This is a genomic window from Actinocorallia longicatena (assembly GCF_039534125.1).
Lineage (GTDB): Bacteria > Actinomycetota > Actinomycetes > Streptosporangiales > Streptosporangiaceae > Actinocorallia > Actinocorallia longicatena.
Map to the genome: position 1 here is coordinate 468,959 of NZ_BAAAUV010000003.1, position 24,959 is coordinate 493,917.

At 71.2% G+C, this 24,959-nt stretch carries 24 protein-coding genes; 6 read left to right on the plus strand and 18 right to left on the minus strand.

Features of this window, described 5'->3' with window-relative positions:
- Nucleotides 1-93: 93 nt before the first annotated feature.
- From tsaE to ABD785_RS07805, 5 genes are all read right to left on the minus strand, one after another.
- Nucleotides 94-540 carry a tRNA (adenosine(37)-N6)-threonylcarbamoyltransferase complex ATPase subunit type 1 TsaE gene (gene tsaE / locus ABD785_RS07785; protein WP_344823884.1) on the minus strand — a complete coding sequence of 149 codons (447 nt, stop codon included), beginning with the start codon at nt 538-540 and terminating at the stop codon, nt 94-96.
- Complete coding sequence (locus ABD785_RS07790) at nt 537-1,622, minus strand: alpha/beta fold hydrolase (RefSeq protein WP_344823887.1); 1,086 nt, start codon at nt 1,620-1,622, stop codon at nt 537-539. Before ABD785_RS07790 ends, tsaE begins: the two co-directional genes overlap by 4 nt.
- A gap of 11 nt (nt 1,623-1,633) precedes the next feature.
- Nucleotides 1,634-2,749 carry an alanine racemase gene (alr, locus tag ABD785_RS07795; RefSeq protein ID WP_344823890.1) on the minus strand — a complete coding sequence of 372 codons (1,116 nt, stop codon included), beginning with the start codon at nt 2,747-2,749 and terminating at the stop codon, nt 1,634-1,636.
- Nucleotides 2,750-2,842: 93 nt separating this feature from the next.
- Entirely contained in the window at nt 2,843-4,309 is a 1,467-nt protein-coding gene (locus ABD785_RS07800; protein ID WP_344823893.1) for an NAD(P)H-hydrate dehydratase, read from the minus strand.
- Nucleotides 4,306-4,668 carry a holo-ACP synthase gene (locus ABD785_RS07805; RefSeq protein ID WP_344823895.1) on the minus strand — a complete coding sequence of 121 codons (363 nt, stop codon included), beginning with the start codon at nt 4,666-4,668 and terminating at the stop codon, nt 4,306-4,308. Before ABD785_RS07805 ends, ABD785_RS07800 begins: the two co-directional genes overlap by 4 nt.
- Before the next feature lie 71 nt (nt 4,669-4,739).
- On the opposite strand from ABD785_RS07805, the gene ABD785_RS07810 reads away from it, so the two are divergent.
- Entirely contained in the window at nt 4,740-5,600 is an 861-nt protein-coding gene (locus tag ABD785_RS07810) for a helix-turn-helix domain-containing protein (protein ID WP_344823897.1), read from the plus strand.
- A gap of 138 nt (nt 5,601-5,738) precedes the next feature.
- Nucleotides 5,739-5,939: a DUF397 domain-containing protein gene (locus tag ABD785_RS07815; RefSeq protein WP_344823900.1), complete on the plus strand. Its 201-nt coding sequence runs from the start codon at nt 5,739-5,741 to the stop codon at nt 5,937-5,939.
- Between the two features lie 56 nt (nt 5,940-5,995).
- On the opposite strand, the gene ABD785_RS07820 is transcribed toward ABD785_RS07815, so the two are convergent.
- From ABD785_RS07820 to glmS, 3 genes are read right to left on the minus strand one after another with little or no spacing between them, the layout of a single operon-like run.
- A complete protein-coding gene (locus ABD785_RS07820; protein ID WP_344823903.1) occupies nt 5,996-7,045 on the minus strand; it encodes an ABC transporter permease in 1,050 nt (349 codons plus the stop codon).
- On the minus strand, nt 7,042-7,974 hold the full coding sequence (locus ABD785_RS07825) for an ABC transporter ATP-binding protein (RefSeq protein WP_344823906.1): 933 nt from the start codon (nt 7,972-7,974) through the stop codon (nt 7,042-7,044). The genes ABD785_RS07820 and ABD785_RS07825 overlap by 4 nt, the downstream gene beginning before the upstream one ends.
- A 56-nt stretch (nt 7,975-8,030) precedes the next feature.
- Nucleotides 8,031-9,875 carry a glutamine--fructose-6-phosphate transaminase (isomerizing) gene (glmS, locus tag ABD785_RS07830; protein ID WP_344823909.1) on the minus strand — a complete coding sequence of 615 codons (1,845 nt, stop codon included), beginning with the start codon at nt 9,873-9,875 and terminating at the stop codon, nt 8,031-8,033.
- 65 nt (nt 9,876-9,940) lie between these two features.
- On the opposite strand from glmS, the gene coaA reads away from it, so the two are divergent.
- Both coaA and ABD785_RS07840 read left to right on the plus strand, forming a co-directional pair.
- On the plus strand, nt 9,941-10,882 hold the full coding sequence (coaA, locus tag ABD785_RS07835) for a type I pantothenate kinase (protein ID WP_344823912.1): 942 nt from the start codon (nt 9,941-9,943) through the stop codon (nt 10,880-10,882).
- The gene (locus ABD785_RS07840; protein WP_344823915.1) at nt 10,883-11,848 is read left to right on the plus strand and encodes a DUF2804 domain-containing protein; all 966 of its coding nucleotides are present in this window, start codon (nt 10,883-10,885) and stop codon (nt 11,846-11,848) included. It abuts the gene before it with no gap.
- Between the two features lie 8 nt (nt 11,849-11,856).
- Here the strand turns inward: ABD785_RS07840 and ABD785_RS07845 are convergent, their stop codons facing one another.
- The 6 genes from ABD785_RS07845 to ABD785_RS07870 all read right to left on the minus strand — a co-directional run bounded on the left by ABD785_RS07845 (nt 11,857) and on the right by ABD785_RS07870 (nt 17,867).
- Nucleotides 11,857-13,308: a hypothetical protein gene (locus ABD785_RS07845; RefSeq protein WP_344823917.1), complete on the minus strand. Its 1,452-nt coding sequence runs from the start codon at nt 13,306-13,308 to the stop codon at nt 11,857-11,859.
- Nucleotides 13,309-13,372: 64 nt separating this feature from the next.
- Nucleotides 13,373-14,068: an ABC transporter permease gene (locus ABD785_RS07850; protein WP_344823919.1), complete on the minus strand. Its 696-nt coding sequence runs from the start codon at nt 14,066-14,068 to the stop codon at nt 13,373-13,375.
- 20 nt (nt 14,069-14,088) lie between these two features.
- Complete coding sequence (locus ABD785_RS07855) at nt 14,089-15,000, minus strand: ABC transporter ATP-binding protein (protein ID WP_344823921.1); 912 nt, start codon at nt 14,998-15,000, stop codon at nt 14,089-14,091.
- Entirely contained in the window at nt 14,997-15,932 is a 936-nt protein-coding gene (locus tag ABD785_RS07860; RefSeq protein ID WP_344823924.1) for an ABC transporter permease, read from the minus strand. The genes ABD785_RS07855 and ABD785_RS07860 overlap by 4 nt, the downstream gene beginning before the upstream one ends.
- Complete coding sequence (locus tag ABD785_RS07865; RefSeq protein WP_344823927.1) at nt 15,929-16,822, minus strand: ABC transporter ATP-binding protein; 894 nt, start codon at nt 16,820-16,822, stop codon at nt 15,929-15,931. Before ABD785_RS07865 ends, ABD785_RS07860 begins: the two co-directional genes overlap by 4 nt.
- A gap of 82 nt (nt 16,823-16,904) precedes the next feature.
- A complete protein-coding gene (locus ABD785_RS07870; RefSeq protein ID WP_344823930.1) occupies nt 16,905-17,867 on the minus strand; it encodes a DUF389 domain-containing protein in 963 nt (320 codons plus the stop codon).
- An 82-nt stretch (nt 17,868-17,949) separates the two neighbouring features.
- On the opposite strand from ABD785_RS07870, the gene ABD785_RS07875 reads away from it, so the two are divergent.
- Complete coding sequence (locus ABD785_RS07875) at nt 17,950-18,705, plus strand: HNH endonuclease family protein (RefSeq protein ID WP_344823933.1); 756 nt, start codon at nt 17,950-17,952, stop codon at nt 18,703-18,705.
- Between the two features lie 179 nt (nt 18,706-18,884).
- On the opposite strand, the gene ABD785_RS07880 is transcribed toward ABD785_RS07875, so the two are convergent.
- Entirely contained in the window at nt 18,885-19,268 is a 384-nt protein-coding gene (locus tag ABD785_RS07880; protein ID WP_344823937.1) for a luciferase domain-containing protein, read from the minus strand.
- Nucleotides 19,269-19,402: 134 nt separating this feature from the next.
- Between ABD785_RS07880 and ABD785_RS07885 the strand changes: the two genes are divergently transcribed.
- Nucleotides 19,403-19,669 carry a hypothetical protein gene (locus ABD785_RS07885; RefSeq protein WP_344823940.1) on the plus strand — a complete coding sequence of 89 codons (267 nt, stop codon included), beginning with the start codon at nt 19,403-19,405 and terminating at the stop codon, nt 19,667-19,669.
- Here ABD785_RS07885 and ABD785_RS07890 read toward each other — a convergent pair.
- From ABD785_RS07890 to glmM, 3 genes are all read right to left on the minus strand, one after another.
- On the minus strand, nt 19,666-21,663 hold the full coding sequence (locus ABD785_RS07890) for a HelD family protein (protein ID WP_344823943.1): 1,998 nt from the start codon (nt 21,661-21,663) through the stop codon (nt 19,666-19,668). The two genes, ABD785_RS07885 and ABD785_RS07890, sit on opposite strands and share 4 nt — an antisense overlap.
- A 39-nt stretch (nt 21,664-21,702) precedes the next feature.
- Nucleotides 21,703-23,487, minus strand: a complete 1,785-nt coding sequence (locus tag ABD785_RS07895; protein WP_344823947.1) for a bifunctional metallophosphatase/5'-nucleotidase — start codon at nt 23,485-23,487, stop codon at nt 21,703-21,705.
- Nucleotides 23,488-23,613: 126 nt separating this feature from the next.
- Complete coding sequence (gene glmM / locus ABD785_RS07900; protein WP_344823950.1) at nt 23,614-24,954, minus strand: phosphoglucosamine mutase; 1,341 nt, start codon at nt 24,952-24,954, stop codon at nt 23,614-23,616.
- Nucleotides 24,955-24,959 lie beyond the last annotated feature (5 nt).

Below are 24,959 nucleotides of genomic sequence, written 5' to 3' on the forward strand. Positions count from 1 at the left end.
GTATCCCTTTACCGCGAGGAAGAGATTACGACACGCGTAGGTAACTTCGGGAGTACCCACCGGTATCAAACAGCACAGAAGAACAATAAATCTTCATCGTGGAACGATCCCGGCCCATCGGGCGCCCACACCTGCCAGAACGACCTCTCTCTCCTCCCCGTCGCCCACCCTCTCCAACCTGATCTCCAGGCGCTCCTCGCTGAGCCCCTCGACCAGTCCCTCGCCCCATTCGACGATCGTCACGGCCTCCTCCAGGGAGGCGTCGAGATCGAGATCGTCGACCTCGGCGAAACCCCCCAGCCGGTAGGCGTCCACGTGGACCAGCGGCGGCCCGGCGGCCAGCGGCGGGTGGACACGGGCGATCACGAAGGTCGGCGAGGTCACGGGGCCCCGGATCCCGAGGCCCTCGCCGATCCCGCGCGTCAGGGTGGTCTTGCCCGCGCCGAGCCCGCCGGACATCACCAGCAGGTCGCCCGGGCGCAGCAGCCCGGCCAGCTTCAGGCCGAACTCGTGCATCTCTTCGGGGGTCTTGATCCTCAAGAGGCCGCCTCCTCGACGGGACGTCCGGTGGCGCGGGCCAGCAGCCGGCGCAGCGCGGCGGTGACCAGCCCGGGGTGTTCGAGCGGGAGCAGATGGCCCGCCTGGTCGACGCCCACGAACTCCGCGTCGTCCAGGGAGTCGGCGATCAGCTCGCCGTGCGCCCGCGGGGTGAGCTGATCCGCGCCGCCCGACATCACCAGGATCGGCACCTTTGTCAGTGTTTCAAGGGATTTGCGTTTGTCGTGCCGCATGAGGGCGGGGTAGAACTCCGCGATCACGTCGATCGTGGTGGCCCTGATCATCCGCTCCACGAAGTCGACCAGGGTCGGGCTGATGTTCCGGTCCGCGAAGCCCATCCGGCGGATCACGAAGAACGCCAGGTCGGCGCCCGCGGTGCGGGCAGGGTCGATGAGGTTCTTGCGGGCTCCCAGCCCGCGGACCACGCGCGGCGCCACCGGCCGGATGACCTTGGCGAGGATCAGCGGGAGGCCCAGCGTCATCTCGTGGATGTCGCCGGTGGAGGTGTTGATCAGCCCGACGCCGATCACCTGCCGGTCGAAGAACTCGGGCGACCGCTCGGCCAGCGCCATGATCGACATTCCGCCCATGGAGTGGCCGACCAGCAGCACCGGATCCCCGGGACGGGTCGTGGCGCGCAGCACGGCGGCCAGGTCGGCGCCCGTCTGGTCGATCGTGGCCCGGCTGGGACGGCTGCGGCCCGAACGCCCGTGACTGCGCTGGTCCCAGAAGACCATGCGGGTGCCGGCGAGATCGCGCCGCTGGTAGTGCCAGGTGTCCTGGGTCAGGCAGTAGCCGTGGCAGAAGACGATCGTGAGCTGCTTGCGGGGGCGGCGTCCCGGCGGCTGCTCGATCTCCACGTGCAGGGCGAGGCCGTCGTCGGCGAGGACCGTCAGGGGCTCGCCGCGCAACTGCCCGAACGGTTCGTTCACATCGGGGTCGGGCAGCAGCCTGACCCGCCCGACGGCGATCTTGCGGGCCGCCACGGCCGCGCCGATCCCCGCCGCGCCGAGCCCGGCGACCGCTCCCGCGATGCCGAGCCTGCGCTTCCGCCTGCCGTCCATGATCCCCCTGTCTACTCCGAATAGACGCGCGGCACCCGCCCGCCGAGCCTGGTCACGATCTCGTAGGAGATGGTGCCGGTGCGCTCCGCCCACTCCTGCGCGGTCGGCTCGCCCCGGTCCCCCGGGCCGAAGAGGACGACTTCCTCGCCCTCGGCCAGGGAGTCGTCGCCGAGGTCGATCACGAACTGGTCCATGCAGACCCGGCCCGCGACCGTCCGGCGCTTCCCGCCCGCCAGCAGCTCCAGGACGTTGGTCCCGTTACGAGGTACTCCATCGGCATATCCGGCCGGGATCAAGGCGACGTTCGTCTCCCTCGAGGTGGTGTAAAGGTGACCGTAGGACACACCCTCGCCCGCGGCGGCCCGTTTGACCAGGGCGACCTTCGAGGTCACGGTCATCGCCGGCCGCAGCCCGCCGTCCGGCAGGGCGGGGGCGGGATTCAGCCCGTAGGTGGCGATGCCCGGCCGCACGAGGTCCCAGCGGGCCTCGGGCAGGTGCAGCGCCGCCGCCGAGTTCGACAGGTGCCGGACCTGGGGCCTGACCCCGGCCCGCTCGGCCAGCTCGACGGCCTCCTTGAACACCCTGATCTGCCTGCGGACCGAGGGATGGTCGGGCTCGTCGGCGCAGGCGAAGTGCGACCACAGCCCGACGATCTCCACCGCTCCCGCGGCCTCCGCCTTGAGCGCCGCCTCGACCAGGTCGGGCCACTGCTCGACGGTCGCGCCGCCGCGCGTCATGCCGGTGTCGGCGGCGAGCTGGATCCGGGCCGTGCGCCCGGTCGCCTCGGCCGCCGCGACGATCTCCCGGAGCAGCCAGGTCGCGCCGACCCCGAAGTCGACGCCCTGCACCACGCCCGTGCCGTAGTCGTCGCCCGAGGGACAGACCGCGACCATGATCGGTGCATCGATCCCGGCGGCACGCAGCGTGAGCGCCTCGGCGAGGAAGGCCACGCCCAGCCAGGACGCCCCGCCCTCCAGCGCCGCCCGCGCCACCCGCACCGCGCCGTGCCCGTAGCCGTCGGCCTTCACCATGGCCATGGCCTCGGCGCCGCCCGCGGCACCGCGCACCACACCCACGTTGTGCCTGATGGCCGCGAGCTCCACCTGCGCCCGCGTCGGAATCGTCATACCAACAAAGTCTGCCACTCCCTGTTGGAGAGTCCGCCAAGGTGAAGAGTTCGGGTACCGAGCGTGATCACACTGCGGACCCGCTCTTTGCCTTCAGGGCGCCTGCCGGAAGGCCGCGGGGATCGCCGTCAGGACGTCCCACGCGGTGATCGGGTTCGGGCCGGACCGCGGGTCGGGGTGGGCGGCGATCCTGGCGGCGAGCCCGTGCAGGTGGGCGGCCGTGGCGGCGGCCTCGGCGGGGGGCATCCCGGCGGACAGGAGCGTCCCGGCCAGGCCGGACAGCACGTCGCCCGTTCCCGCGGCCGCCAGCCAGGGCGTGCCGGTGAGGTTGGCGCGGACCGGTTCCCCGCGGGTGGCCACCAGCGTGGTGGAGCCCTTGAGCAGGACGGTCGCGGCGAACGTCTCGGCCGCCAGCCGGACGTGGTGGAGGCGCCGGGCCTCGATGTCGGAGCGCTCGGCGCCGAGGAGCCGGGCCAGTTCCCCCGCGTGCGGGGTGAGCACGGTGGGCGCGGCCCGGTCGAGGGCTCCGGGCCCCAGCTCGGCCAGGACGGTCAGCCCGTCGGCGTCGACCAGCACCGGGACGTCGGTGGCGAGCGCGGCCAGCACCAGGTCGCGGGCGCGAGCGTCGGTGCCGAGTCCCGGCCCCGCCACCCAGGCCTGCACCCGGCCGACGCGATCGAGATCGGCGCGATCGAGGCCGGTGGCGTCGAGGACGGTCGTGACGGCCTCCGGCCACCGCTGCCTGACCAGGTCGACGACCCCCTCGGTGGAGGCGAACCGCACCATCCCCGCTCCCGCGTGCAGCGCGGAGCCGACCGCGAGCACCGCGGCCCCGGTGTAGGAGTCGCCTCCGGCGAGGACGCCCACCACGCCCCTGCGGTACTTGTCGGACTCCACCGTCGGCCGGGGCGGCCGCAGATCGGCCGTGGTCGCGGCCACGACGTCGGCCTCGGGGAGATCGAGCCCGATGTCGACCAGCTCGACCAGCCCGGCGAACGAGGCTCCGGGGTCGACGAGCAGCCCCGGCTTCAGGGTGCCGAAGGTGACCGTCACGTCGGCGCTGACCGCTTCGCCCCCGACCTCGCCGGTGTCGGCGTCCACCCCGCTGGGGACGTCGCAGGCGATCACGGCGGCGTGCGGCGGCAGCGCCCGCACGAGGGCGGCGTACGGCTCGCGGAGCGCGCCCCTGCCGCCGATCCCGACCAGCCCGTCGATCACGAGATCGATCTCGCTCTCGGGGACGCCGGCGCCGTCGGCGACCCTGCCTCCTGCCGCGCGGAAGAACGCCAGCGCCGCCTCGTGCGCGCCGGACCCGGCGAGCACCGCCGTGACCCGGGCGCCCCTGCGGGCCAGCTCGCCACCCGCGTACAGGGTGTCGGCCCCGTTGTCGCCGCCGCCGACGAGCAGCAGCACCCGGGTGGCGTAGACGCGGCCGAGCAGCCGCGCGCAGACCGTCGCCAGCCCGGTGGACGCCCTCCGCATCAGCGTGCCCTCGGGCAACAGCGCCATCTGCGCGCCCTCCGCCGCCCGGACCTTCTCGACCGTGTGCGCGTACCTCATGACGTCCCTCCCGCCTCCGCGACGACCACGGCCGTCGCGATGCCCCCGTCGTGACTCAGCGACACGTGCCAGGAGGTGATCCCGAGCGGGTCCGCGACCGCCGCGATGGTCCCCCGCACGTGCAGCGACGGCCGTCCGTTGGCCGCGCTCCGGATCTCGGCGTCGGTCCACAGCAGCCCGCCGGGCGCCCCCAGCGCCTTGGCCAGGGCCTCCTTGGCGGCGAACCGCGCGGCGAGCGACCGCGCGGGCAGCCCCCGTTCCGCCTCGGTGAACAGCCGCTCCCGCAGCCGGGGCGTCCGCTCCAGCGAAGCCTCGAACCGGGCGATCTCCACCACGTCGATCCCGACACCCACGATCACTCTCTGATCGTAACGACCCGTGCCCGGGGAACCGGCTGGCCCGCGGTGAAAGTTGCAGAGTAACGTGAATCATGGCCGCTCCCAGAACGCAGACCGTCCGCCAGCGCAGGCTCGGGGTCGAACTGCGCAAGCTCCGCGAGAACAGCGGGATGACCGGGGAGGAGGTCGCCGCGCGTTTCTCCTGGTCGACGGCCAAGGTCAGCCGCATCGAGACGGCGAAGACGAGCGCCGCGCTGCCCGACGTCAGCGCCCTGCTGGCCCTCTACGAGGTCGACGGCCACCGCAACAACGAGCTCATGGCCCTGGCCCGCGACGCCCGTGAGCGCGGCTGGTGGATGGACGTGGTCAGCCTCGACCCCGAGTACGCCACCTTCATAGCGATGGAGGACGAGGCCGACACCCAGTACATCTGGGACAACTCCATCATTCCCGGGCTGCTCCAGACCAGGGGCTACGCCACCGCGGTGATCCAGCTCGCCAACGCGATCGCGACCGTGACCCCGGGGGCGCTCGGCCGGGCCCTCGACGTCCGGCTCCAGCGGCAGAACGTCCTGACCCGCACCTCGCCGCAGAAGGTCCACTGCGTCATCGACGAGTCGGTGCTCCACCGTCCCTACGGCGGCCCCGTGACGCTGCGCGAACAGCTGGAGCATCTGATGGAACTCTCCCTCAGGGAGAACGTCGACCTGAGGGTCATTCCGCTGGAATTCTCATTTCCGGTCGTCGCGGAGCCATTCATCCTGCTGGAATTCGCCCAGGTCCACGACACCCGTTTCCCCGACATCGTCCATACCGAGGGGCTCACCGCGCACCAGTCGGAAAAGGAGGTCGAGACCTACCGCTACCGCCTGGCCCACCGGCGCCTGAGCGAGGTCGCCCTCACCCCCGGAGACAGCCGTGACCTCCTGGAACGGCTCGTTCAGAAGGTCTAGGCGTTTCACCGGCCCCGGCGGTTCCCGCCCCGCTAAGATCATCTCCTCGCGGGTACGGCTACCGCCGAAAGCGAGATTCATCTCGGGACACAACAATGCCGTCCCATTTCAGGATCTCTCAGAAAGCCAAAAGACAACGTGGAACATCTCAAGCCTGGTGACCTGCACGGTGCGACATGGCGGCGGGCCTCGGCCAGCTTCGCCAACGGGCAGTGCGTCGAGGTGGCCGGACTGCGCACCGGAGTCATCGCGGTGCGCGACAGCAAGAACCCCGGAGGACCCGCGCTCCGCCTGAGCGCCCCCGCGTGGAACGGCCTGCTGAGGCACGCCGCCCGTTAGCACGATGACGACGGGGCGCCACCGGGCATCGGTGGCGCCCCTTTCGCATCGGACGGTCAGGCGATGCGGACGCCCTTGCCCAGGGTCCGGGCCGGGGTCTCCAGCCTGCGGGCGGTGATCCAGAGCGAGCCGCCGGCCACCAGGAGGCCGAAGCCCAGGCCGTAGGGCCAGACCGGGCCCGCGGAACGCTGAACGGGGGCGCCGGCCTCCTCGTCATAGGCGAAGCGGTCGTCCCTCTCGTCCGCGCCGAGACGGGCGTCGCGGACCGACCGGCCGATCTCGCCGAGGGGGTCGAAGGTGTCGGGGCTCTCCAGGTGGCAGCGCCTGACGGGCGGGCTCGTGCCGGTGCCGTCGGTCGTCGAGGGGTAGGCGTAGTCGTAGCACCGCTGGACGCGCGGCAGCCGCGGGGTCGCGTCGGCGAGGATCACGAACGGGTTCGGGGCCAGCAGCCACCAGACGCGCTCGGAGTGGTCGACCGAGTCGATGTAGTCGCCCCGGTCGACGTGGGTGGCCACGAGCGGCTGGGCGATGAAGAAGGCGATGACCGTCCCGATCATCGCGGCGAACACCGCCAGATACGACAGCAGCGTCGAGGTGATCCCCCGCATGACCAGGGCCGACAGCGCCTGGGCGATCGCGCAGACGATGCCGATCAGCAGCGCCAGGACGACCACGCTGACCAGGCCGCGCAGCGGCGGGACCGCCCCCTCCACGATCGGCCAGAGGATGAACGGCAGCGCGAGCAGCAGGGTGGCCAGGCCGGTCGCCCAGCCGGCCGCGAACTTGCCGAGCGTGATCTCCCACGGGGTGAGCCGGGTGACCTGGAGGGTCGCCAGCGTGCCCCGCTCACGGTCCCCGTTGATCGACTGGGCGGTCAGGGCGGGCGCGACGAGCATGGTCAGGATCAGCACGAACAGCAGCAGCGTGCCGAACAGCGGGACGCCCGGATCATCGGTGTCGGTGAGGTCGAGGGCCAGGCGCATCAGCACCGCGAACACCCCGACGACCAGGAACCAGGCCCCGAGGAGGATCTTCCACCGGCCGGTCCGCAGCCGGGTCCGGAACTCCTGGCGCGCCACCAGCAGGACGCCGTCGATGCCGTTCACCTGCGGTCCTCCGTCATCGCGAGGTACACCGACTCCAGCACGCCGCCGACCGGCGCGTAGGACACGATCCTGACCCCGTCGCCGACGAGATCGGTCAGCAGCGAGGCCGCCTCCTGCTCGGTGAGCGGCCCCGCGTCCACGCCGGGGGTCCCGCTCGCGATCCGGTGCGGGACCGACCTGCGGTCCAGCGCGACGCCCAGGGCGTCCTCATCGAGGGCGCGGATCCGCCAGATCCCGGACGCCGACGCCAGGAGCGTCGCCAGGTCGTGTTCCCCGGCGGTCCGTCCTTGGTCGACCAGGACGACCCGGTCGGCGATCTCCTCCAGCTCGTTCAGGATGTGGCTGGAGACCAGCACCGCGCAGCCCTCGGCGGCCAGCCCCCGCAGCAGGTCCCGCAGCTCCACCCGCGACCGCGGGTCCAGGCCCGAGGCGGGCTCGTCCAGCAGCAGCACCTTGGGCCGGTGGACCAGCGCCCGCGCGAGCCCGAGCCGCTGCTTCTGCCCGCGCGACAGCACATGGACGGGCTGCCGCGCGAACTCCACCAGATGGACGCGCTCCAGCAGTTCGGCGATCCGCGTCGCGGCGTCGGCCCGCGGCACCCGGTAGGCGGCGGCGAAGAACTCCAGGTACTCCACCGCCGTCAGCCGGTCGTAGACCCCGAAGGTGTCCGGCATCCAGCCCAGCGAGGCCCTCGCCAGGGCGGAATGGGTGCGCAGGTCGTACCCGGCGACCTTCACCTCCGCGGTCCCCGGGTCGGGCGCCAGCAGCGTCGCCAGGACGAGCATCAGCGTCGTCTTCCCCGCGCCGTTCGCGCCGACGAGCGCGGTCACCTCCCCGTAGGGGACCGTGAGGTCCATCCCGCGCAGCGCCTGGAAGCGCCCGAAGCTCCGGGTCACCCCCCTGGCGAGAACGCCGACGTCTTGGTCCACTCGTGCTCCTCACCGAGATCCGTGAACACTGCGACGCCGCCGGGGCCGTCCTGGTTCTACTCGACCGTGACCGATTTGGCCAGGTTGCGCGGCTGGTCGACGTCGTGGCCCTTGGCGGTGGCCAGCTCGCAGGAGAACACCTGGAGCGGAATGGTCGCCACCAGGGGCTGCAGGAGCGTCGGCACGGCCGGGACCTCGATGAGCGTGTCGGAGTAGGGCACCACCGAGGTGTCGCCCTCCTCGGCGATCACGATGGTCCGCGCCCCCCGGGCCCTGATCTCCTGAATGTTTGAAACGATCTTGTCATGGAGGACGTCGCGGGCGCGCGGCGGCACGACGACGATCACCGGCAGGCCCTCCTCGATCAGCGCGATCGGGCCGTGCTTCAGCTCGCCCGCCGCGAACCCCTCGGCGTGCATGTAGGCGAGCTCCTTGAGCTTCAGCGCGCCCTCGAGGGCGACGGGGAAGCCCACGTGACGGCCCAGGAACAGCACCGACTTCACGTCGGCGAGGGAGCGGGCCAGCTCCCTGACCGGGCCCATGGTCGACAGGACCTGCTCGACCTTCTCCGGCATCGTGGCCAGGAGCTGGACCATGGCGAAGACCTCGTCGCCCCACTTGGTGCCGCGGACCTGCGCGATGTACAGCGCGATCAGGTAGACGGCCACGAGCTGGGTGAGGAAGGTCTTGGTCGCCGCGACCCCGACCTCGGGCCCGGCATGGGTGTACAGGACGCCGTCGCACTCGCGCGGCATGGTCGAGCCGTTGACGTTGCAGATGCACAGCACCCTGGCCCGCTGCTCCCGCGCGTGCCGGACGGCCATCAGCGTGTCCATCGACTCGCCCGACTGCGAGATGGCGATCACGAGGGTGCGGCTGTTGAGGATCGGGTCGCGGTAGCGGAACTCGCTGGCGACCTCGACCTCGCAGGGCAGCCCCGCCCAGTGCTCGATCGCGTACTTGGCGATCAGGCCCGCGTGGTAGGACGTGCCGCAGGCGATGATGACGATCTTGTCGATCTCACGGAGCTGGGCGTCGGTGATGTGCATCTCGTCCAGGGAGAGCCGGCCGTCGCGGCCGATCCGGCCCAGCAGCGTGTCGGCGACGGCGCGCGGCTGCTCGGCGATCTCCTTGAGCATGAAGTAGTCGTAGCCGCCCTTCTCGGCGGCCGAGACGTCCCAGTCGACGTGGTACTCGCGGGTCTCGGCGGGACGGCCCTCGTAGTCGGTGACGGTCACGCCGTCGCGGCGCAGCTCGACGACCTGGTCCTGGCCCAGCTCGATGGCGTCGCGGGTGTGCTCGATGAACGCGGCGACATCGCTGGCCAGGAAGTTCTCGCCCTTGCCGCGCCCGACCACGAGCGGTGAATTGCGGCGGGCGCCCACGACGACCTCGGGGTCCTGGGCGTCGACGGCCACGAGCGTGTAGGCGCCGTCGAGCTGGCGGCAGACCCTGCGCATCGCGTCGGGCAGGTCGTAACCGGCCTTGACCTCCTCCTCGAGGAGGTGGGCGACGACCTCGGTGTCGGTCTCGGACGGGAAGGTGTGGCCGCGCTCGGCCAGGTCGGCCTTCAGCGAGGCGAAGTTCTCGATGATCCCGTTGTGGATGACGGCGATCCGGCCCTCGCAGTCGACGTGCGGGTGGGCGTTGAGGTCGTTCGGCGAGCCGTGGGTGGCCCATCTGGTGTGCCCGAGCCCGATGGTCGAGGCGGGCGGCGGCTCCTCCTCCAGCGCCTTGCGGAGGTTGACGAGCTTGCCCGCCTTCTTGGCCGTGGCGAGCGTCCCCTCGACCACGAGGGCCAGCCCCGCCGAGTCGTATCCCCGGTACTCCAGCCGAGCCAGACCGTCCACGACCACCTGCTGGGCCTGCTGCCCGCCCACGTACCCAACGATTCCACACATGGCGGTCAGACTATCGGGGTGCCGCCCTGAGGGCCTGCGATCACGCACGGATACTCTGGCTCCTCGTGAGCGCACCCTGGGAGAGCATCCCGAGCCCCTATGTCGAGTTCGCCCGGCATGCCTGGAAAGAGCTGCGCGCCAAGACCCCGCTCACCCTCACCCAGGACGACCTCGACGATCTTCGCGGGCTCAAGGACCCCATCGGCATCGACGAGGTCGAGGACGTCTACCTGCCGCTCTCCCGGCTGCTGAACCTGTTCTTCTCCGGCGACAGCGGGCTGCGCGACACCCTGACGACCTTCCTGAACGAGCCGGTCCGCCCGACCCCGTTCGTCATCGGCGTGGCGGGCTCGGTCGCCGTCGGCAAGTCGACGGTCGCCCGGCTGCTCCAGGCCCTGCTGGCGCGCTGGCCCGAGCACCCCAGGGTCGAACTGGTCACCACGGACAACTTCCTGTACCCCAACGCCGAGCTGACCGCCCGCGGGCTGATGAACCGCAAGGGCTTCCCCGAGTCCTACGACCGGCGCGCCCTGCTCCGGTTCGTCTCGGCGATCAAGGCGGGCTCCCGCGAGCAGACCCTCCCGGTCTACTCCCATCTGGCCTACGACGTCCTGCCGGGCGAGCGCCAGGCGGTGAAGACGCCCGACATCCTCATCCTGGAGGGGATCAACGTCCTCCAGGTGCCTCCGGCGGGCGCGCTGGCCGTCTCGGACTACTTCGACTTCTCCATCTACGTGGACGCCAAGGTCGAGCACATCCGCCAGTGGTACCTCGACCGGTTCCTCGCCCTGCGCCACACCCGGTTCGAGGACCCCCGCTCCTACTTCCACGAGCAGACGCGCACCCAGTCCGAGCAGGAGGCCGTCGCCTTCGCCACCTCGGTCTGGCACGAGATCAACGAGCGGAACCTGGTGGAGAACATCCTTCCCACCAGGGCCCGGGCCACCCTGGTCCTGGAGAAGGCCCAGGACCACTCGGTCCAGCGCATCCGCCTGCGGAGGATCTAGATGCGCGAGATCACCGAGCCCGTCGCCCTCTGCCTGCCCGACGGGCGGCTGAACCCCGGGGCCGTCGGCTGGTCGCGGCGGCCGCTGCACGACACCGCCCTGAAGGGGTGGGGACGCACCAAGCGGTGGGAGTACTGGTGCGTGATGACCGAGGGCGCGCTGGTCGCGCTGACCGTCAGCGATCTGGACTTCATCGGCGTCAACGGGATCTACTTCGCCGCCGACGGCCTGCCGCCCGTGACGTCCGAGGCGATCGCGCCGTTCGGGCTCGGGACACGGCTTCCGGCGAGCCTCGGCGGCCGGGCGGCGTCGCGGCTGCCCCGGATCGAGATCGTGGACGGCGCCGACGAGATCGCTCTGCGGTCGCAGGGGAAGATCGAGGTCGATCTGACGGTCCGGCGGCCCGCCGGGCACGAGACCCTCAACGTGGTCGTGCCCTGGAGCGAGCGGCGCTTCCAGTTCACCTCCAAGCAGACGGCGCTGCCCGCGACGGGAACGGTCCGGACCGGCGGCCGCGAGTACGTCTTCGGAGCCGACTCCTGGGCGGTCCTCGACCACGGCAGGGGCCGCTGGCCGCGCGACATGGTCTGGAACTGGGGCGCGGCCTCCGGCAGGACCGGCGGGCACGTGGTCGGCCTGCAGTTCGGCGGCAAGTGGACGGCCGGGACCGGGATGACCGAGAACGCGCTGTGCGTCGACGGCCGGATCACCGCGATCCCCCGTGAGCTGACCTGGTCCTACGACGCCGCCGACGAGCACGCCCCCTGGACGATCACCGGCCCCGGCGTCGACGTCGTGTTCACCCCGTTCCACCGCCGCGCGGTCGACGTCAACGCGCTCCTGCTCCGCAACAGGACCGTCCAGCAGTTCGGCCGCTACAGCGGCGTCATCGAGCCCTCCCCCGGCGAGCGGGTGACCGTCGACGGCCTCCGCGGCTGGGCCGAAGAGGTCACGATGCGCTGGTAGCCGCCTCCCTAGGAGAGGTGGAGGAAGCGGAGGAGCTGCCCGCAGGCGCTCTTCAGCAGGCCGTCCACGAAGGGGAGGACGTTGAGGACCTGGCCGAGGAGGCCGCAGTCGCCCGAGGGCGCCTTGTCGGTGAGGGCGTCGGCCTGCCGGGGGTCCAGTCCCGGGGCCAGCAGGACCACCGGGTGGTAGTCGCCCCTGTCGAGGATCTTGGCGGTGGAGAGCACCTCCCGTGCGGTGTCCACGTAGGCGGGCAGGTGCAGGATCACGTCGAGCGGGCGGATCAGGAACGACAGCGCCCGCTCCTGGAACCTCACGCCGTACTTCCTGATCGTGGCCTCGGCGAGCGCCTTGGCCTCCGGCCAGTAGCAGGTCCTGATCAGGGTGCCGAGGCCGTCGAGGAACGCCCGGACGTCCGGCCGGTCCTGGAGGGCGTCCGCGGTCCGCCGGACGCAGTCCATGAGCCCCTCGGTCGCCTTGACCGGCGGTCCCTTGCCGCTGAGGTCGAGCGGCAGCACCCGGTCGGCGAGGAACGCGGCCAGATCGAAGACGAACGTGGCGACGTCGACGTCGCCGACGACGGACGGCGTCCCCTTGCCGAGGGACTGGACGTCCACGTGGAAGACCCGTTTGGCGTTCGGGAGCAGCACGGTGCCCCGGCGCAGCCGCTCGACCGCCGGAACCCAGAGGCCCTGGCCGGCGGACTGGGGCGCGTTCCCCGCGGCGGCGGAGACCCCGGCGGGCAGGAAGAGGTTGACCGGGAAGCCGTGCGGATTGGCGATCTGGAGCTCCCCCGACGCCGACAGGCAGGCCGTCAGCCGGGGCCCCACGGGGTCGGCGACCGGAGTCCCGCGCAGGTCCCCCCGGCAGTCGACGGCCGGGACACCGCCGCCGAGCAGCCCCCGCAGATAGCCGGAGACGGCCGTGGCGAGGCCCGCGACATCGCGCAGGACGGGCATCCACTGCGAGAAGTGCGTCGTCTCGACCGAGATCCGCCGGGTGGCGGGATCGTACTCGCCGCCGACGTAGGTCCAGTGGTCTCCGGTGCCGTCGCTCCGCATCGCGATCCCGGCGTCCTGCGCGGGATCGGCGCCGGGCACCGCCGGGACGGGGAAGGAGATCCGCGCGGGCCCGTCCAGCCGCACCGGCGCCACCTGGATCGGGCGGCCCAGCGCCGTCGCCCCGGCCAGCTCGGGCGTCTCCTCCAGCTCGACGGCCCGGAGCGTGCCCGCGGCCACCTTCGCGGTGACCACGGCGCCTCCGCGCACCTTCACGGTCCTGACCCCGCCCTCGCCCGCGAAGGCCCACCCGGCCCCGACGGCCAGCGCCAGGACCAGGGCGGCCGCGACGGGCCTGGCCCTCCGCCGCCGCCACGGCGGGACGGCGGGGCGCCGCGGCGGACCCGAGGGCGCACGGCGGCGGACCGGCGGGAGGAGGGAGTCCCGCACCGAGTGAAGATCCATGGATACAGGAAACCCCGTGAACCCCACCCGAAGGTGTGATTCACGGGGCACATTCCGGCCGGATCTACTCCGCCGACGCGATCGTCAGGGAACGGAGCCGGACGGTCGCGAGCAGCATGCTGCCCACCGTGACCACGATCAGCAGGATGACCGCGGTCGCCAGCCCGATGTCCGGATTGATCGACTGGGTGGTGGTGAACTCGTCGGTGATCCTCAGCGCCCACTGCTGGACGCTCAGCGTCTTGGCCCCGGGCGCGAAGTTCCCGACCAGCGACTCCCACACCATCGCGTAGATCAGGCCGATGGTGACGGCGTGCCTGCTGATGACGCCCAGCGCCACGAAGATCGCGCTGTAGGCCACGCCGCCGACGAAGACCCCGATCCCGAACGCCCCCGGCAGCTCGGAGTTCTCCCCGAGGATCACCGCGGACAGGACGGTCGGGATCACCGCGAAGCCCGTCACGAGGACGACCGCGCACACGTACTTGGTGACGATCACCGACGTCCGGGAGATCGGCTTCGTCAGGACGTACATGATCTGGCCGTCGTCGATCTCGGGGCCGATCACCCCGGTCCCGGCGATCAGCGCGAGCAGCGGCAGCAGGGTCGCGAGGGCGAAGCGCTGGAGCACCGCGACCTCGACGTCCAGCATGTTGGTCGTCACGGTGGCCTTGAGCAGGACCGAGAGGGCCAGCAGCATCGCCGGAAGCAGGAACAGCATGATCACTCTGCGGCGGCCGAGCATCCCGCGGAAGGTCATGTACGCGATGGTCGGATTCATCATTTGCCCACCAGGTAGCTGAAGACGCTCTCGAGCGACTCGTCGGACGGGGAGATCTCCCACAGCCGGACGCCCGCGTTCTTGGCCAGCTGCGGCAGCAGCCAGGTGAAGCGGTGGAAGTCCGTGGCCTCGACCTGGAGCTTGCCGTCCGTGAGCTCGACCGAGCTCGCCGAACCGTCGGCGATGATCGCCGAGGCGAGGGTCCGGTCGTCGGTGGACCGGACGGTCACCTGGTAGGGCCGGTCGGTCATCAGCCGGCGGATCTCGCGGAAGTCGCCCGAGGCCGCGTGCCGGCCGGAGACGATCACCTCGATGTGGGTGGCGAGCCGTTCGACCTCCTCCAGGATGTGCGAGGAGAACAGGATGGTCCTGCCCTCGGCCGCCATCCGGCGGATGAGGTCCATGAGCTGGATCCGCTGGCGCGGGTCCATGCCGTTGAACGGTTCGTCGAGCAGCAGCACCGCCGGGTCGTGGACCAGCGCGGACGCCATCTTGATGCGCTGCTTCATGCCCTTGGAGTAGGTGCCGATCGGCCGGGCCGCCGCGTAGTCCATCTCGACCATGGCGATCGCCCGCCTGGCCGCGGCCCTCGGGTCGCCGAGCTTGTGCAGCTTGGCCATCGAGACGATGAACTGCTCGCCGGTCAGGAAGTCGTAGGCGCTCTCCCGCTCGGGGACGAGGCCGATGTTCTCGTACACCGACGGGTTCCGCCAGATCGGCGTCCCCTCGAGCGTCAGGGTGCCGGAGGACGGTTCGAGGAACCCGCCCATCATGTGGATCAGCGTGGACTTGCCGGCGCCGTTCGGCCCGAGCAGCCCCGTGACCCCGGGCCCGATGTTCATGGTGACGCCGTTGATGGCGACGACGTTCCCGTACCAGCGGGAGACGTCCTGGATCTGGATGGAGGTCACTGTCCCGCCTTCCGGAAGCGAGCGAGCAGGACGGACAGCGACCCGGCGACGACCGCCACGTTGGCCGCGAGGAACAGCAGGCCGCCGCCGGCCGTCCGCGGGCCCACGGTCTCGCCGCGGGAGCCGACGTCGGCATGGAGCAGCCCGGTCTGGACGCCGTCGACCAGGGGGAACGGGGTGAACAGGTTCATCCACTTGGCGAGGTCCCAGTTGCCCGAGCTGATCGCCACCCCCTGGATGATCGCGACGACCACGTTGGAGATCAGGTAGACCGCGATGACGGCGGCGACGCCGAACCCGCGGCGCGGCGTGTAGGCCGCGATGACGAGCGCGAACGAGGCCAGCACCAGCGCGAACAGCAGGCAGCCGGCGAGCGCGGCCAGGTACAGCCCGCTCTGGTGGACGACCGAGGGCACCTTGCCGAGCTCCGCGAGCGGCCCGGCCTCCCGGACGTTCTTGACCATGCCCGAGCGCGTCAGCAGGAAGCCGAGGTGCAGCAGGGTCAGCGGGATCGCGATCAGCGCGAACAGGGCCGTCACGAAGGCGAGGAACTTGGCCAGCACGAAGTCGAGCGTGCGGACCGGCCGCGAGAAGTACAGCGGGACGGTCTTGAAGCGGATCTCACGCGAGGCGATCACGGGCGCCTGGGTGGCCAGGAAGATCGCGATCAGCGGCTGCACCCACAGCGGGTACATCGAGTAGTTCATCAGGAGCTTGGGCTCCTTGATGAACGCCAGGATCGCGACGTCGACGGCGGCCGGGAGCAGCAGGCAGACGAACAGGAAGACCGGGATGATCTTCGCCTTGGCGCCGCGTCCCAGCCCGAAGACCGCGCGCAGGTTGTACAGGTACAGCGAGCGCACGATGAACGCGCGCCCGTGCCGGGGACCGTCGTAGTGCCGGTATCCGATGTCGTGGATGGCGGTGGTCACTGCTGGAACACCTCCTCGATGTGGTGGCGGGCCTGTTCCATGCGGATGAGCGCGAGCCCCAGCTCGACGACCCCGTCACGGATCTGGTCGTAGGTCTTCTCGTCGGCGATGTCGATCATCAGGAAGCGGCCCTCGGGCCGGACGGCGACACCGCGGTCGAACAGCAGCCGGCCCAGGTCGTCGCTGCGGTCCTCGACCTCGACCAGGAGCTGGCCGCTGGTCTGGGTGAAGGCCTCGACGGCCTGCGAGCGCAGCAGCTTCCCGCCGTCGATGATGACGACGTGGTCGCAGACCCGCTCCAGCTCACCGAGCAGGTGCGACGTCACGAGCACGCTGATCCCGAACTCGGCGCCGATCCGCCGGATCAGTCCCAGCATCTCGTCGCGGCCGTTGGGGTCGAGGCCGTTGGTCGGCTCGTCCAGGAAGACCAGCTGCGGGTCGTGGACCAGCGCCTGCGCCAGCTTGACCTTCTGCTTCATGCCCGTCGAGTAGCCGCCGATGGGGCGGTAGCGCTCCTCGTAGAGGCCCACGTGCCGCAGCACGTCGGCGGCGCGTTCGCGGGCGGCGGTCGCGGGGAGCCCCGACATCCGGGCCATGTGCACCACGAACTCCGTGGCGGACACGTCCGGCGGCAGGGTGTCGTACTCGGGCATGAACCCCACGCGCTCGCGGATCTGCGAGCCCTGTGCGGCGATGTCGAGGCCGAGGACCTGGGCCTGCCCCCCGGAGGGAGGGAGCAGCCCGAGAAGAATCTTGATGAGGGTGGACTTCCCCGCGCCGTTGGCCCCGACGAGCCCGGTGACCCCGGGTTCGACGGTGAAGCTCAGCGACTCCAGCGCGGTCACCCTGGGGAACCTCATCGAGAGGTCCCGGGTGGCGATGATCGGCATGAGGCCCAGGCTAGAAGGCCTGGACACCCCGCGTCATCACCCGTCAGAAGTACACCCCCTCCTCCTCAGGTTCGCCGCCCGCTCATCCCGCGACGGAGGGCGGGCCCTGGGTGCGCCTCCGGCGCCTGAGAACGGCGTTCCAGGCCAGCCGCTGGACGGCCAGCGTGACGATGCCCGCGATGATCATCCCCAGGAGGTTGACCAGAAGCTGCAGGATCGAGCCCCTGATCTCCGAGGAGTGGCTCAGCGCCAGCGCCACGGCGAGATTGCCCGCTGCGGGCACGGTCGTCACCGAGATGAACACGCCGACCAGCGCCGAGGCCTTCCCCGACGTCATCGACAGCACGCCCGCCGTCCCCGCCAGCAGCGCGACGATGAACGACCACCGGTCGGGCGAGTAGACGAACCCCGTCTGCGGCCGGTCCGTGGGCAGCTCGTCGAGGTCGATCACCCCGATGAGATGGCTGACCCAGGCGCACACGAAGGTGATGGCGATCGCGAGGGCGAACCCGATCGCGAGGGTCCGCAGCGCCGCCCCGACCCGGCGCAGGTCGCCGAACAGCAGCCCGTAGGAGATCGCCGCCACCGCGCCGAACTCCGGGCCGAGGACCATCGCGCCGACGACCAGGACCGAGGAGTCGATGAGGGCGGCGATGCCGGCGAGCTGGGTGGCGAGCGCGAGGAAGGCCAGGAACGTCCAGGTGAGGACGGTCTCCTCCGCCGTCTTGCGGTCGAGGTCCTGCCAGATGACGGCGTCGTCGCCGTAGCCGGGCGCCGCCTCCTCGGCCTCGTCGAAGACCTCGCCGACGGCCAGTTCGAACCGGCCGAGCGTGATCGAGCCGCACTGCTCGACCCCGCGGCTCTTCAGGCCCTCGACGATCTCGTCGGCGCTCTCGCGGGCGACGTCGGCCTGGATGACGTCGCCCTCGGGCGATCGCGCGGCGCCGGGGAGCAGCACGACGTTGGCGACACCAGGGTGCCGCCCGAAGTCTTCGAGAACGGTTTCGGTCAGTTCGGGAGGGACGATCGTCCGGAGATGGAGCACGGGCCCATCGTGCCGGATTGACCGCCGGATCAACGGGCATAGCCTGGTGGCGTTTTCCCGACAAATGCAAAGGATGTGGGCGATGCGCCGGGCGGTCTTGGTGCGCGGTTCGAGTGCGGTGCTGGCGATGGCGCTGCTCAGCGGATGCGCCGGAATCGACGCGGACGGTTCGTCCACCTCACCACAGAAGGGCGGCGAGAACGCCAAGGCTGCCGTCCCGCTCGACAACCCCAAGGGCGAGCGGCCCAGCCTCGCCGCGCTCACCTCCGACGCCGACCAGAAGGCCGGGCGCAAGGTCATCGAACAGGTCAGGACCGCCGGACGCGGCCCGAAGACCGGCTACGAACGCGACCGCTTCGGCCCGACCTGGACCGACACCGCCGACGGCGTCGCGCTGGCGCGCAACGGGTGCGACACCCGCAACGACATCCTCGCCCGCGACGGCGAGAAGGTGAAGTACCGCTCCGGCTCCGACTGCGTGGTCGTCGAGATGACGCTGCACGACCCCTACACCGGCGACACCATCGCGTTCGAGAAGGCCAAGGCCAACGAGGTCCAGATCGACCACGTGATGCCGCTGTCCTACGACTGGCAGATGGGCGCCGCCCGCTGGACGGCCGACAAGCGCGAGCAGATCGCCAACGACCCGCTGAACCTCATCGCCGTCGACGGCCCCACCAACGGCTCCAAGAGCGACTCGGGCCCGGCCTCCTGGCTGCCGCCCGTCAAGCGGATCCGCTGCGCCTACTCGGTCCGCTTCGCCCAGGTCGCCCTCAAGTACGACCTGCCGGTGACCACGGCCGACAAGCAGATCATGCTGGAGCAGTGCGGCGGCTAGGGTCTGTTTCAAAGTCAACTGCCCTACTGCGCGGCGCCCAGGCACGCACCTCGCGAGGTTGTCGTCGGTCGCCGACCCAACCAGGTCGACTCCCTCCTCCGCCCCCGCGAGGCACGCACCTGGACGCCGCTCGCCACGGGCGCCGACTTTGAAACAGCCCCTAGGGTCTGTTTCGGACCCTAAGCCGACCGGGCGATGCGTCCGTGCCGGCACCATGGACCGTTCCCGCCCGGTCTGGCGCGGGAACTCTCCTTGATCGCGACGCTCAGCAGGGACAGCAGCAGGCGCACGTCGTTGTCGCTCTGCAACCGGACCCGGACGGTCTCCGCCCGGAGCTTCACCCGCCCGGTCTGGTCGAGCGCCGCCTTCATCCGCCCGACGGCCTCTGCCCCCAGCCTGACCTCGGCCTCGTCCCCGCCGTGCAGATGTGCGATCTCCCCGGAACCGGTCCGCAGAGCCGGGCCCGATCCGCACTCCGCGTCCGTCACGGCAACGGTCGGCCACGCCCTCAGCTGCGCCAGAACCCGTTGCGTGTAGGGACTCTCCGCACGCGCGTCGTCCATGCCTCCATCGTCGCCCGACATGCCCCTTCTGAGGAACAGCCCTCATCCGAATCGTTACCTCGCCCTTCCCCGGCGGTTCACCGGACCCGGCCTCCGGCGAGCACCGGAGGGGCCCGTGGGGTAGGACTGATCCCATGGATGAGAACGCGGAGCACGCTCCCCACAGGAAGGCCGAGGCCGTCGGGGCGGAGGCGATCGGCGCGAGCGGCACGGGGTTCCGTCTCGACGCCGGAACCGCCCTCGGCGCCCTCGCGATCGGTTCGGCCGCCCTCGGCGCCGTCGCCGTCGGCGCCCTCGTGATCGGCAGGCTCACCGTCAGGCGGGCCCTGGTCGAGCACCTGTCCGCCGGCGTCGTCGAGATCGCCCATCTCAAGGTCGGCAAGCTGGAGATCGAAGGCTAGAGCTGCTCGGGCAGGGCTTCGGAGTGCAGGACGGTCAGGGAGGTGACGGCTCTGGTGAGGACGACGTAGAGGCGGGCGAGGCCGCGGGGTTCGGCGGCGACGATGGCGGCCGGTTCGGCGACCAGGACGTGGTCGTACTCCAGGCCCTTGGCGAGGGTGGCGGGGATGAGGTGGACGCGTTCGCCCTCGACGCCGTCCTCGGTGAGGATCGCGTGGTCGAGGCCGTTCTCGGTGAGCGTCTCGGCGAGGATCGGCACCGTGTCGTCGGCGGCGATGACGCCGATCGAGCCGTCACGGGACAGGGCCTCGATGAGCGCGGTCACCAGGGCGTCGGGAACGTCCCCCACGTGCCGGACCGCGAGGGAGCCGAGGCCCGCCCGCAGTGACCGCGGCGCGGCCAGCCCCGGCGCCACGGACGGCAGCAGCCGGGCCGCGTAGTCGAGGACCTCGCGCGGCACCCGGAAGCCGAGGGTCAGCTCGGTGACCTCGCCGGGCCTGCCGAGATGGCCGAGCAGCTCCTCCCAGGTCCGCGCCGACCACGGGGTGGTGCCCTGGGCGAGGTCGCCGAGGACCGTCGCGGAACCGGTCGCGCAGCGGCGGCCCAGCGCGCGCAGCTGCATCGGCGACAGGTCCTGCGCCTCGTCGACGACGAGATGGCCGATCGACCCGGTGCGCTCCATCTGGTCGGCGAGATCGTCGAGCAGCGCGACGTCCGCCGAGGTCCATCGGACGCTCCTGGCCGATCGCGGCGCCTTCGCCCACAGCAGCAGCTCCCGCTCGCCGGGGTCGAGGATCCCCTTCGCGGCGAGCGCGAGGAACTCCGGATCGCTCAGCAGCCGGAACAGCACGGCCTGCGGGGTCAGCTTGGGCCAGACCTCCTCGACGAGCGCCTTCACCGGCCGGGAGCGGGCGACCGCGTCCTGCACCCGGTCGTCGGGGGCCTCGCCGCGCTCCTCCATCTGCACCAGCACCCGGTGGGCCAGCCGCTGGGCGAGCGCGTTGCGGCCCGCTCCGTAGCGGGTCGTCCCGCGCAGCGACGCCACCAGCTCGCGCACCTCGTGGTCGGGGATCCGGTAGCGGGAGGCGCCCTTGACGAACAGCAGCCCGCCCCCGGGCTTCGCCAGATGCAGCCACAGCGCCTTGCGCAGCACCTCGGAGAGCCGCGCGTCGCCCTTGAGCGCCGCCACCGCGGGCTCCTCCGTGCCGGTGGGCGTGCCGAGCAGGTCGTCCACCGTCGCCTGGTCGACCCGGACCTCACCGAGGGCGGGCAGCACGCTCGCGATGTAGGACAGGAACGCCCGGTTCGGCCCGACGATCAGCACGCCCGACCGGCTGAGCCGCTCCCGGTGGGTGAACAGCAGGTAGGCCGCCCTGTGCAGGCCCACGGCCGTCTTCCCGGTGCCGGGCGCGCCCTGCACGCAGACGGTCTCGGCCAGCGCCGCCCGGACGATCACGTCCTGCTCCGGCTGGATCGTGGCGACGATGTCGCGCATCGGGCCCGACCGTGGACGCTCGATCTCCTCGGCCAGCAGCCGCGACGTCTCCAGCTCCCGGCCGTCGAGGGTCTCGTCCTCGAACGCGGTCAGCTCCCCGCCCCGGAAACCGAACCGGCGGCGCCGCACGACGCCCATCGGCTCGCGCGGCCCCGCCTGGTAGAACGCCCGCGACACCGGCGCCCGCCAGTCCAGGACGAGCGCGAGCCCGTCCTGGTCGTGGACGTGCCGCCGCCCCACGTAGACGGTCTCCGGCAGGTCCGCGACGGCCATCACGTCGGCGGAGTGGTCGAGCCGCCCGAAGAACAGCGGCGTGTCCGGATGGTCGGCCAGAGCCCTGATCCGGATGTCCAGCAGACCCTCCAGGACCTGCTGGGACACCCAGTCGCCGGCGGCGTCCGCGGACAGCGACTCGGCATGCTCCCGCATGGCCGTCAGGGCCTCCCGCGACTGCTTCAGATGGTCGCGTTCGGCCCTCAGTACGTCGGGCTCTCCGGGCATGCCGCTGCTCTCCTTCGAAAAATGGGCGAAGGAGCGAGCTTACCCGAAGACGGGAACGCCTTCCCGGACGAGCTTCCAGTTCACCTCGGCGAAGGTCGCGGCGTCGATGGTGCCCGCGGCCGTCGCGAAGTCGATGAGCGCCTGCCGGATCTCGACCTGCCGGTTGTAGACGATCGGGGCCGCGGTGATGTGCGGGAAGCCGCCGCCGCCCGACTGCCGGTAGTTGTTGACCGCGATCACGAACTGCCGGTCGTCGGCGACCGGCGCCCCGGCCAGCGTCAGGTTCACGATCCGGGAGCCGACGGGACGCGAGACGTCGATGTCGTAGGAGACGCCCGCGAGCTGGTCGTAGTTGTAGTCCGGGGTGCCGCCCGCGTTGGTCAGTTTCGCGGTGTCGACCGGGGCCCCGGGGGCGGTCTGCACGAAGTACTTCGCCGAGTACTCCAGGTAGGCCTTCACCTGCGCGCCGGTGATGAGGCTGGCCATCAGGGTGTTGTCGTAGATGTAGAGGCCGGCGATGTCGCGGATCGACACGTCGCCCGCGGGGAACACCGCGGTGCGGCTGAACGGCGCGGCGATCGACAGGATCGGGAGCGCGGCGTACTGCGTCCCGGCGAGGGCGGCCTTGACGGTCTCGGTCTGCACCTTCTGGATGTAGTCGAGGATCGGGGTGTCCTTCCACGCCGACTCCGCCGCGCTGAGCTCGGTCGCCGACTTCGCGACGACCTGGTTGACGTAGGCGACCGTGGTGTCGTGCTGCGGCTTGATCAGCGCGACGATCGCCGGGTCCTCCGCGACCGTGTTGGAGTTGATGGAGATCGCGGACTTGGCGGTGACCGCCCAGGTCCCGCCGGCGCGCTCCAGCGTGAAGTCCATGACCGACAGGCGGCGGCCCCAGTACGACGGCTCGGCCAGCAGCACCTGCTCGCCGGTCGCCTTGTTGGTCACGAACCGCTGCGGGACGTCCTTGTGCGAGTGGCCGAACAGGATCGCGTCGATGTCGGGAACCTGCTCGGCGACCAGCGCGGAGGCGTTCTCCACCGGCAGCGCGTCGCCGTAGGAGGAGAAGCCGTCGTCGCCGGCGTGCGCGGTGACGACCACGACGTGGCAGCCCTTGGCCTTGAGGACGGGAACCCACTTCTTCGCGGTCTCGACCAGGTCGAGGAAGCGCAGCTTGCCCTCGACGTTGCCCTTGTCCCAGATCGCGATGCCGGGGTTGGTGAGCCCCAGAACGCCGACCAGGATCGGCTCGCCGTGGTTCTTCACCCGCATCCGCTTGATGACGTAGGGGTCGTAGGCGGGGGTGTCCCCGGTCCAGCCCACGGCGTTGGCGGCCAGCGCCGGGGCGTGCATCTGGTGGATCCACTTCCTCAGCAGCGGCAGGCCGTAGTTGAACTCGTGGTTCCCGAGGGTCACCGCGTCGTAGTTGACGGCGTTCATGGCCTTGGCCATCGGGTGGAACTCGCCGGTCTCGGTGATCGGCTTGATCTTCCCGTAGTACGTCGCGAGGGGCGTGCCCTGGATGGTGTCGCCCGAGTCGAACAGCAGGGTGCGGTGGCCGCCCCGGTCGGCGCGGATCTGCTGGACGATGCTGGAGATCTTGGCCAGCCCGATGTCGTTGTGCGCGGAGTCGTCGTACTCCGCGTTCTTGAAGTAGTCCCAGTTCAGGCAGTTGCCGTGCAGGTCCGACGTCCCCATGACGGTGATCGTCACGCTCGTCTCGTCGTCGCCCGCCGCCGCGCGGCCCTGCCAGCCCGCCAGGGACAGGGCCGTGGCCGCGCTGACGCCGCCGGCCAGTGCCTGCCGCCGAGTGATCTCCTGCATGTGCCACCCCAGAGTTCTTCGGTATGCCGTAAGGGCACCGACTCTAGAGAATCCGGGACGTCATACGAATGATGCGCACCTGACGAAGTTCGGGACGAGGACTGTCGAACTTCGCCGGTGCGGGGCTCAGAGGTGGGTGCGGACGACTCCGGCGAGCCGCTCGGCGACCGCGTGGGCCTGGTCCTCGGCCGTGGCCTCGACCATGACGCGGACCATCGGCTCGGTGCCCGACGGCCGGATGAGGACGCGCCCGGTGTCGCCCAGCTCGGTCTCGGCCTCGGCGATCGCGGCGTTCAGCTCGGCGCAGCTCTTCGCGCGGTCCTTGTCGACCCCGCGGACGTTGATCAGGACCTGCGGGAGCCGGGTCATCACCTTCGCCAGCTCGTCCAGGGCGCGTCCGGTGCGGGCCATCGCGCCCAGGAGGTGCAGGCCGGTCAGGACGCCGTCGCCGGTGGTGCCGTGCTCCAGCATGATCACGTGGCCGGACTGCTCGCCGCCGAAACCGAAGCCGCCCTCCTTCATGGCCTCCAGGACGTAGCGGTCACCGACCGCGGTCTCCAGGATCGTCAGGCCGTACTCGCGCAGCGCCAGCTTGAAGCCCAGGTTCGACATGACGGTCGCGACGACCGTGTTCTCGGGGAGCCGTCCCGCCTCGTGCAGTTCGAGCGCGAGGATCGCCATGATCTGGTCGCCGTCGACGACCTCGCCACCGGCGGTGACGGCCAGGCAGCGGTCGGCGTCGCCGTCGAAGGCGATGCCCGCCGCGGCGCCGTTCGACACGACCGCCCGCTGGAGGGCCTCCAGGTGGGTGGAGCCGCAGTCCGCGTTGATGTTGAGGCCGTCGGGCGCGGTGCCGATCTCGATGACGGTCGCGCCCGCCCGGCGCATCAGGCCGGGGGCCAGCTCGGCGGCGGCGCCGTTCGCGCAGTCCACGACGACCTTCAGGCCGTCCAGGGAGACCTTCAGGGTCGACAGGAGGTGCTCGCCGTACGCGGCGACCCGGTCGTGCGCCTCGAAGACGCGGCCGACGTGCTCGCCGACCGGAGCGCGCCAGTCCTCGCCGAGGTGCGCCTCGATCCGGTCCTCGATCTCGTCGGCGAGCTTGAAGCCGCTGCGGTCGAAGAACTTGATGCCGTTGTCGGGCGCGGGGTTGTGCGACGCCGACAGCATGACCCCCAGGTCGGCGTCCAGCTCGCGGGTCAGGTAGGCGACGGCCGGCGTCGGCAGCACGCCGAGGCGCAGCACGTTCACGCCAGCGCTCGCCAGCCCGGCGACCACGGCCGCCTCCAGGAACTCGCCCGAGGCGCGCGGATCGCGGCCCACGACGGCGACGGGCTTGTGCCCCTCGAACGCCCCCGCGTCACCGAGCACCCGCGCGGCGGCGACGGACAGGTCCATCGCCAGCCGGGGCGTCAGATCCCGGTTCGCCAGGCCTCGTACCCCGTCGGTACCGAACAGTCGACCCACGTCAC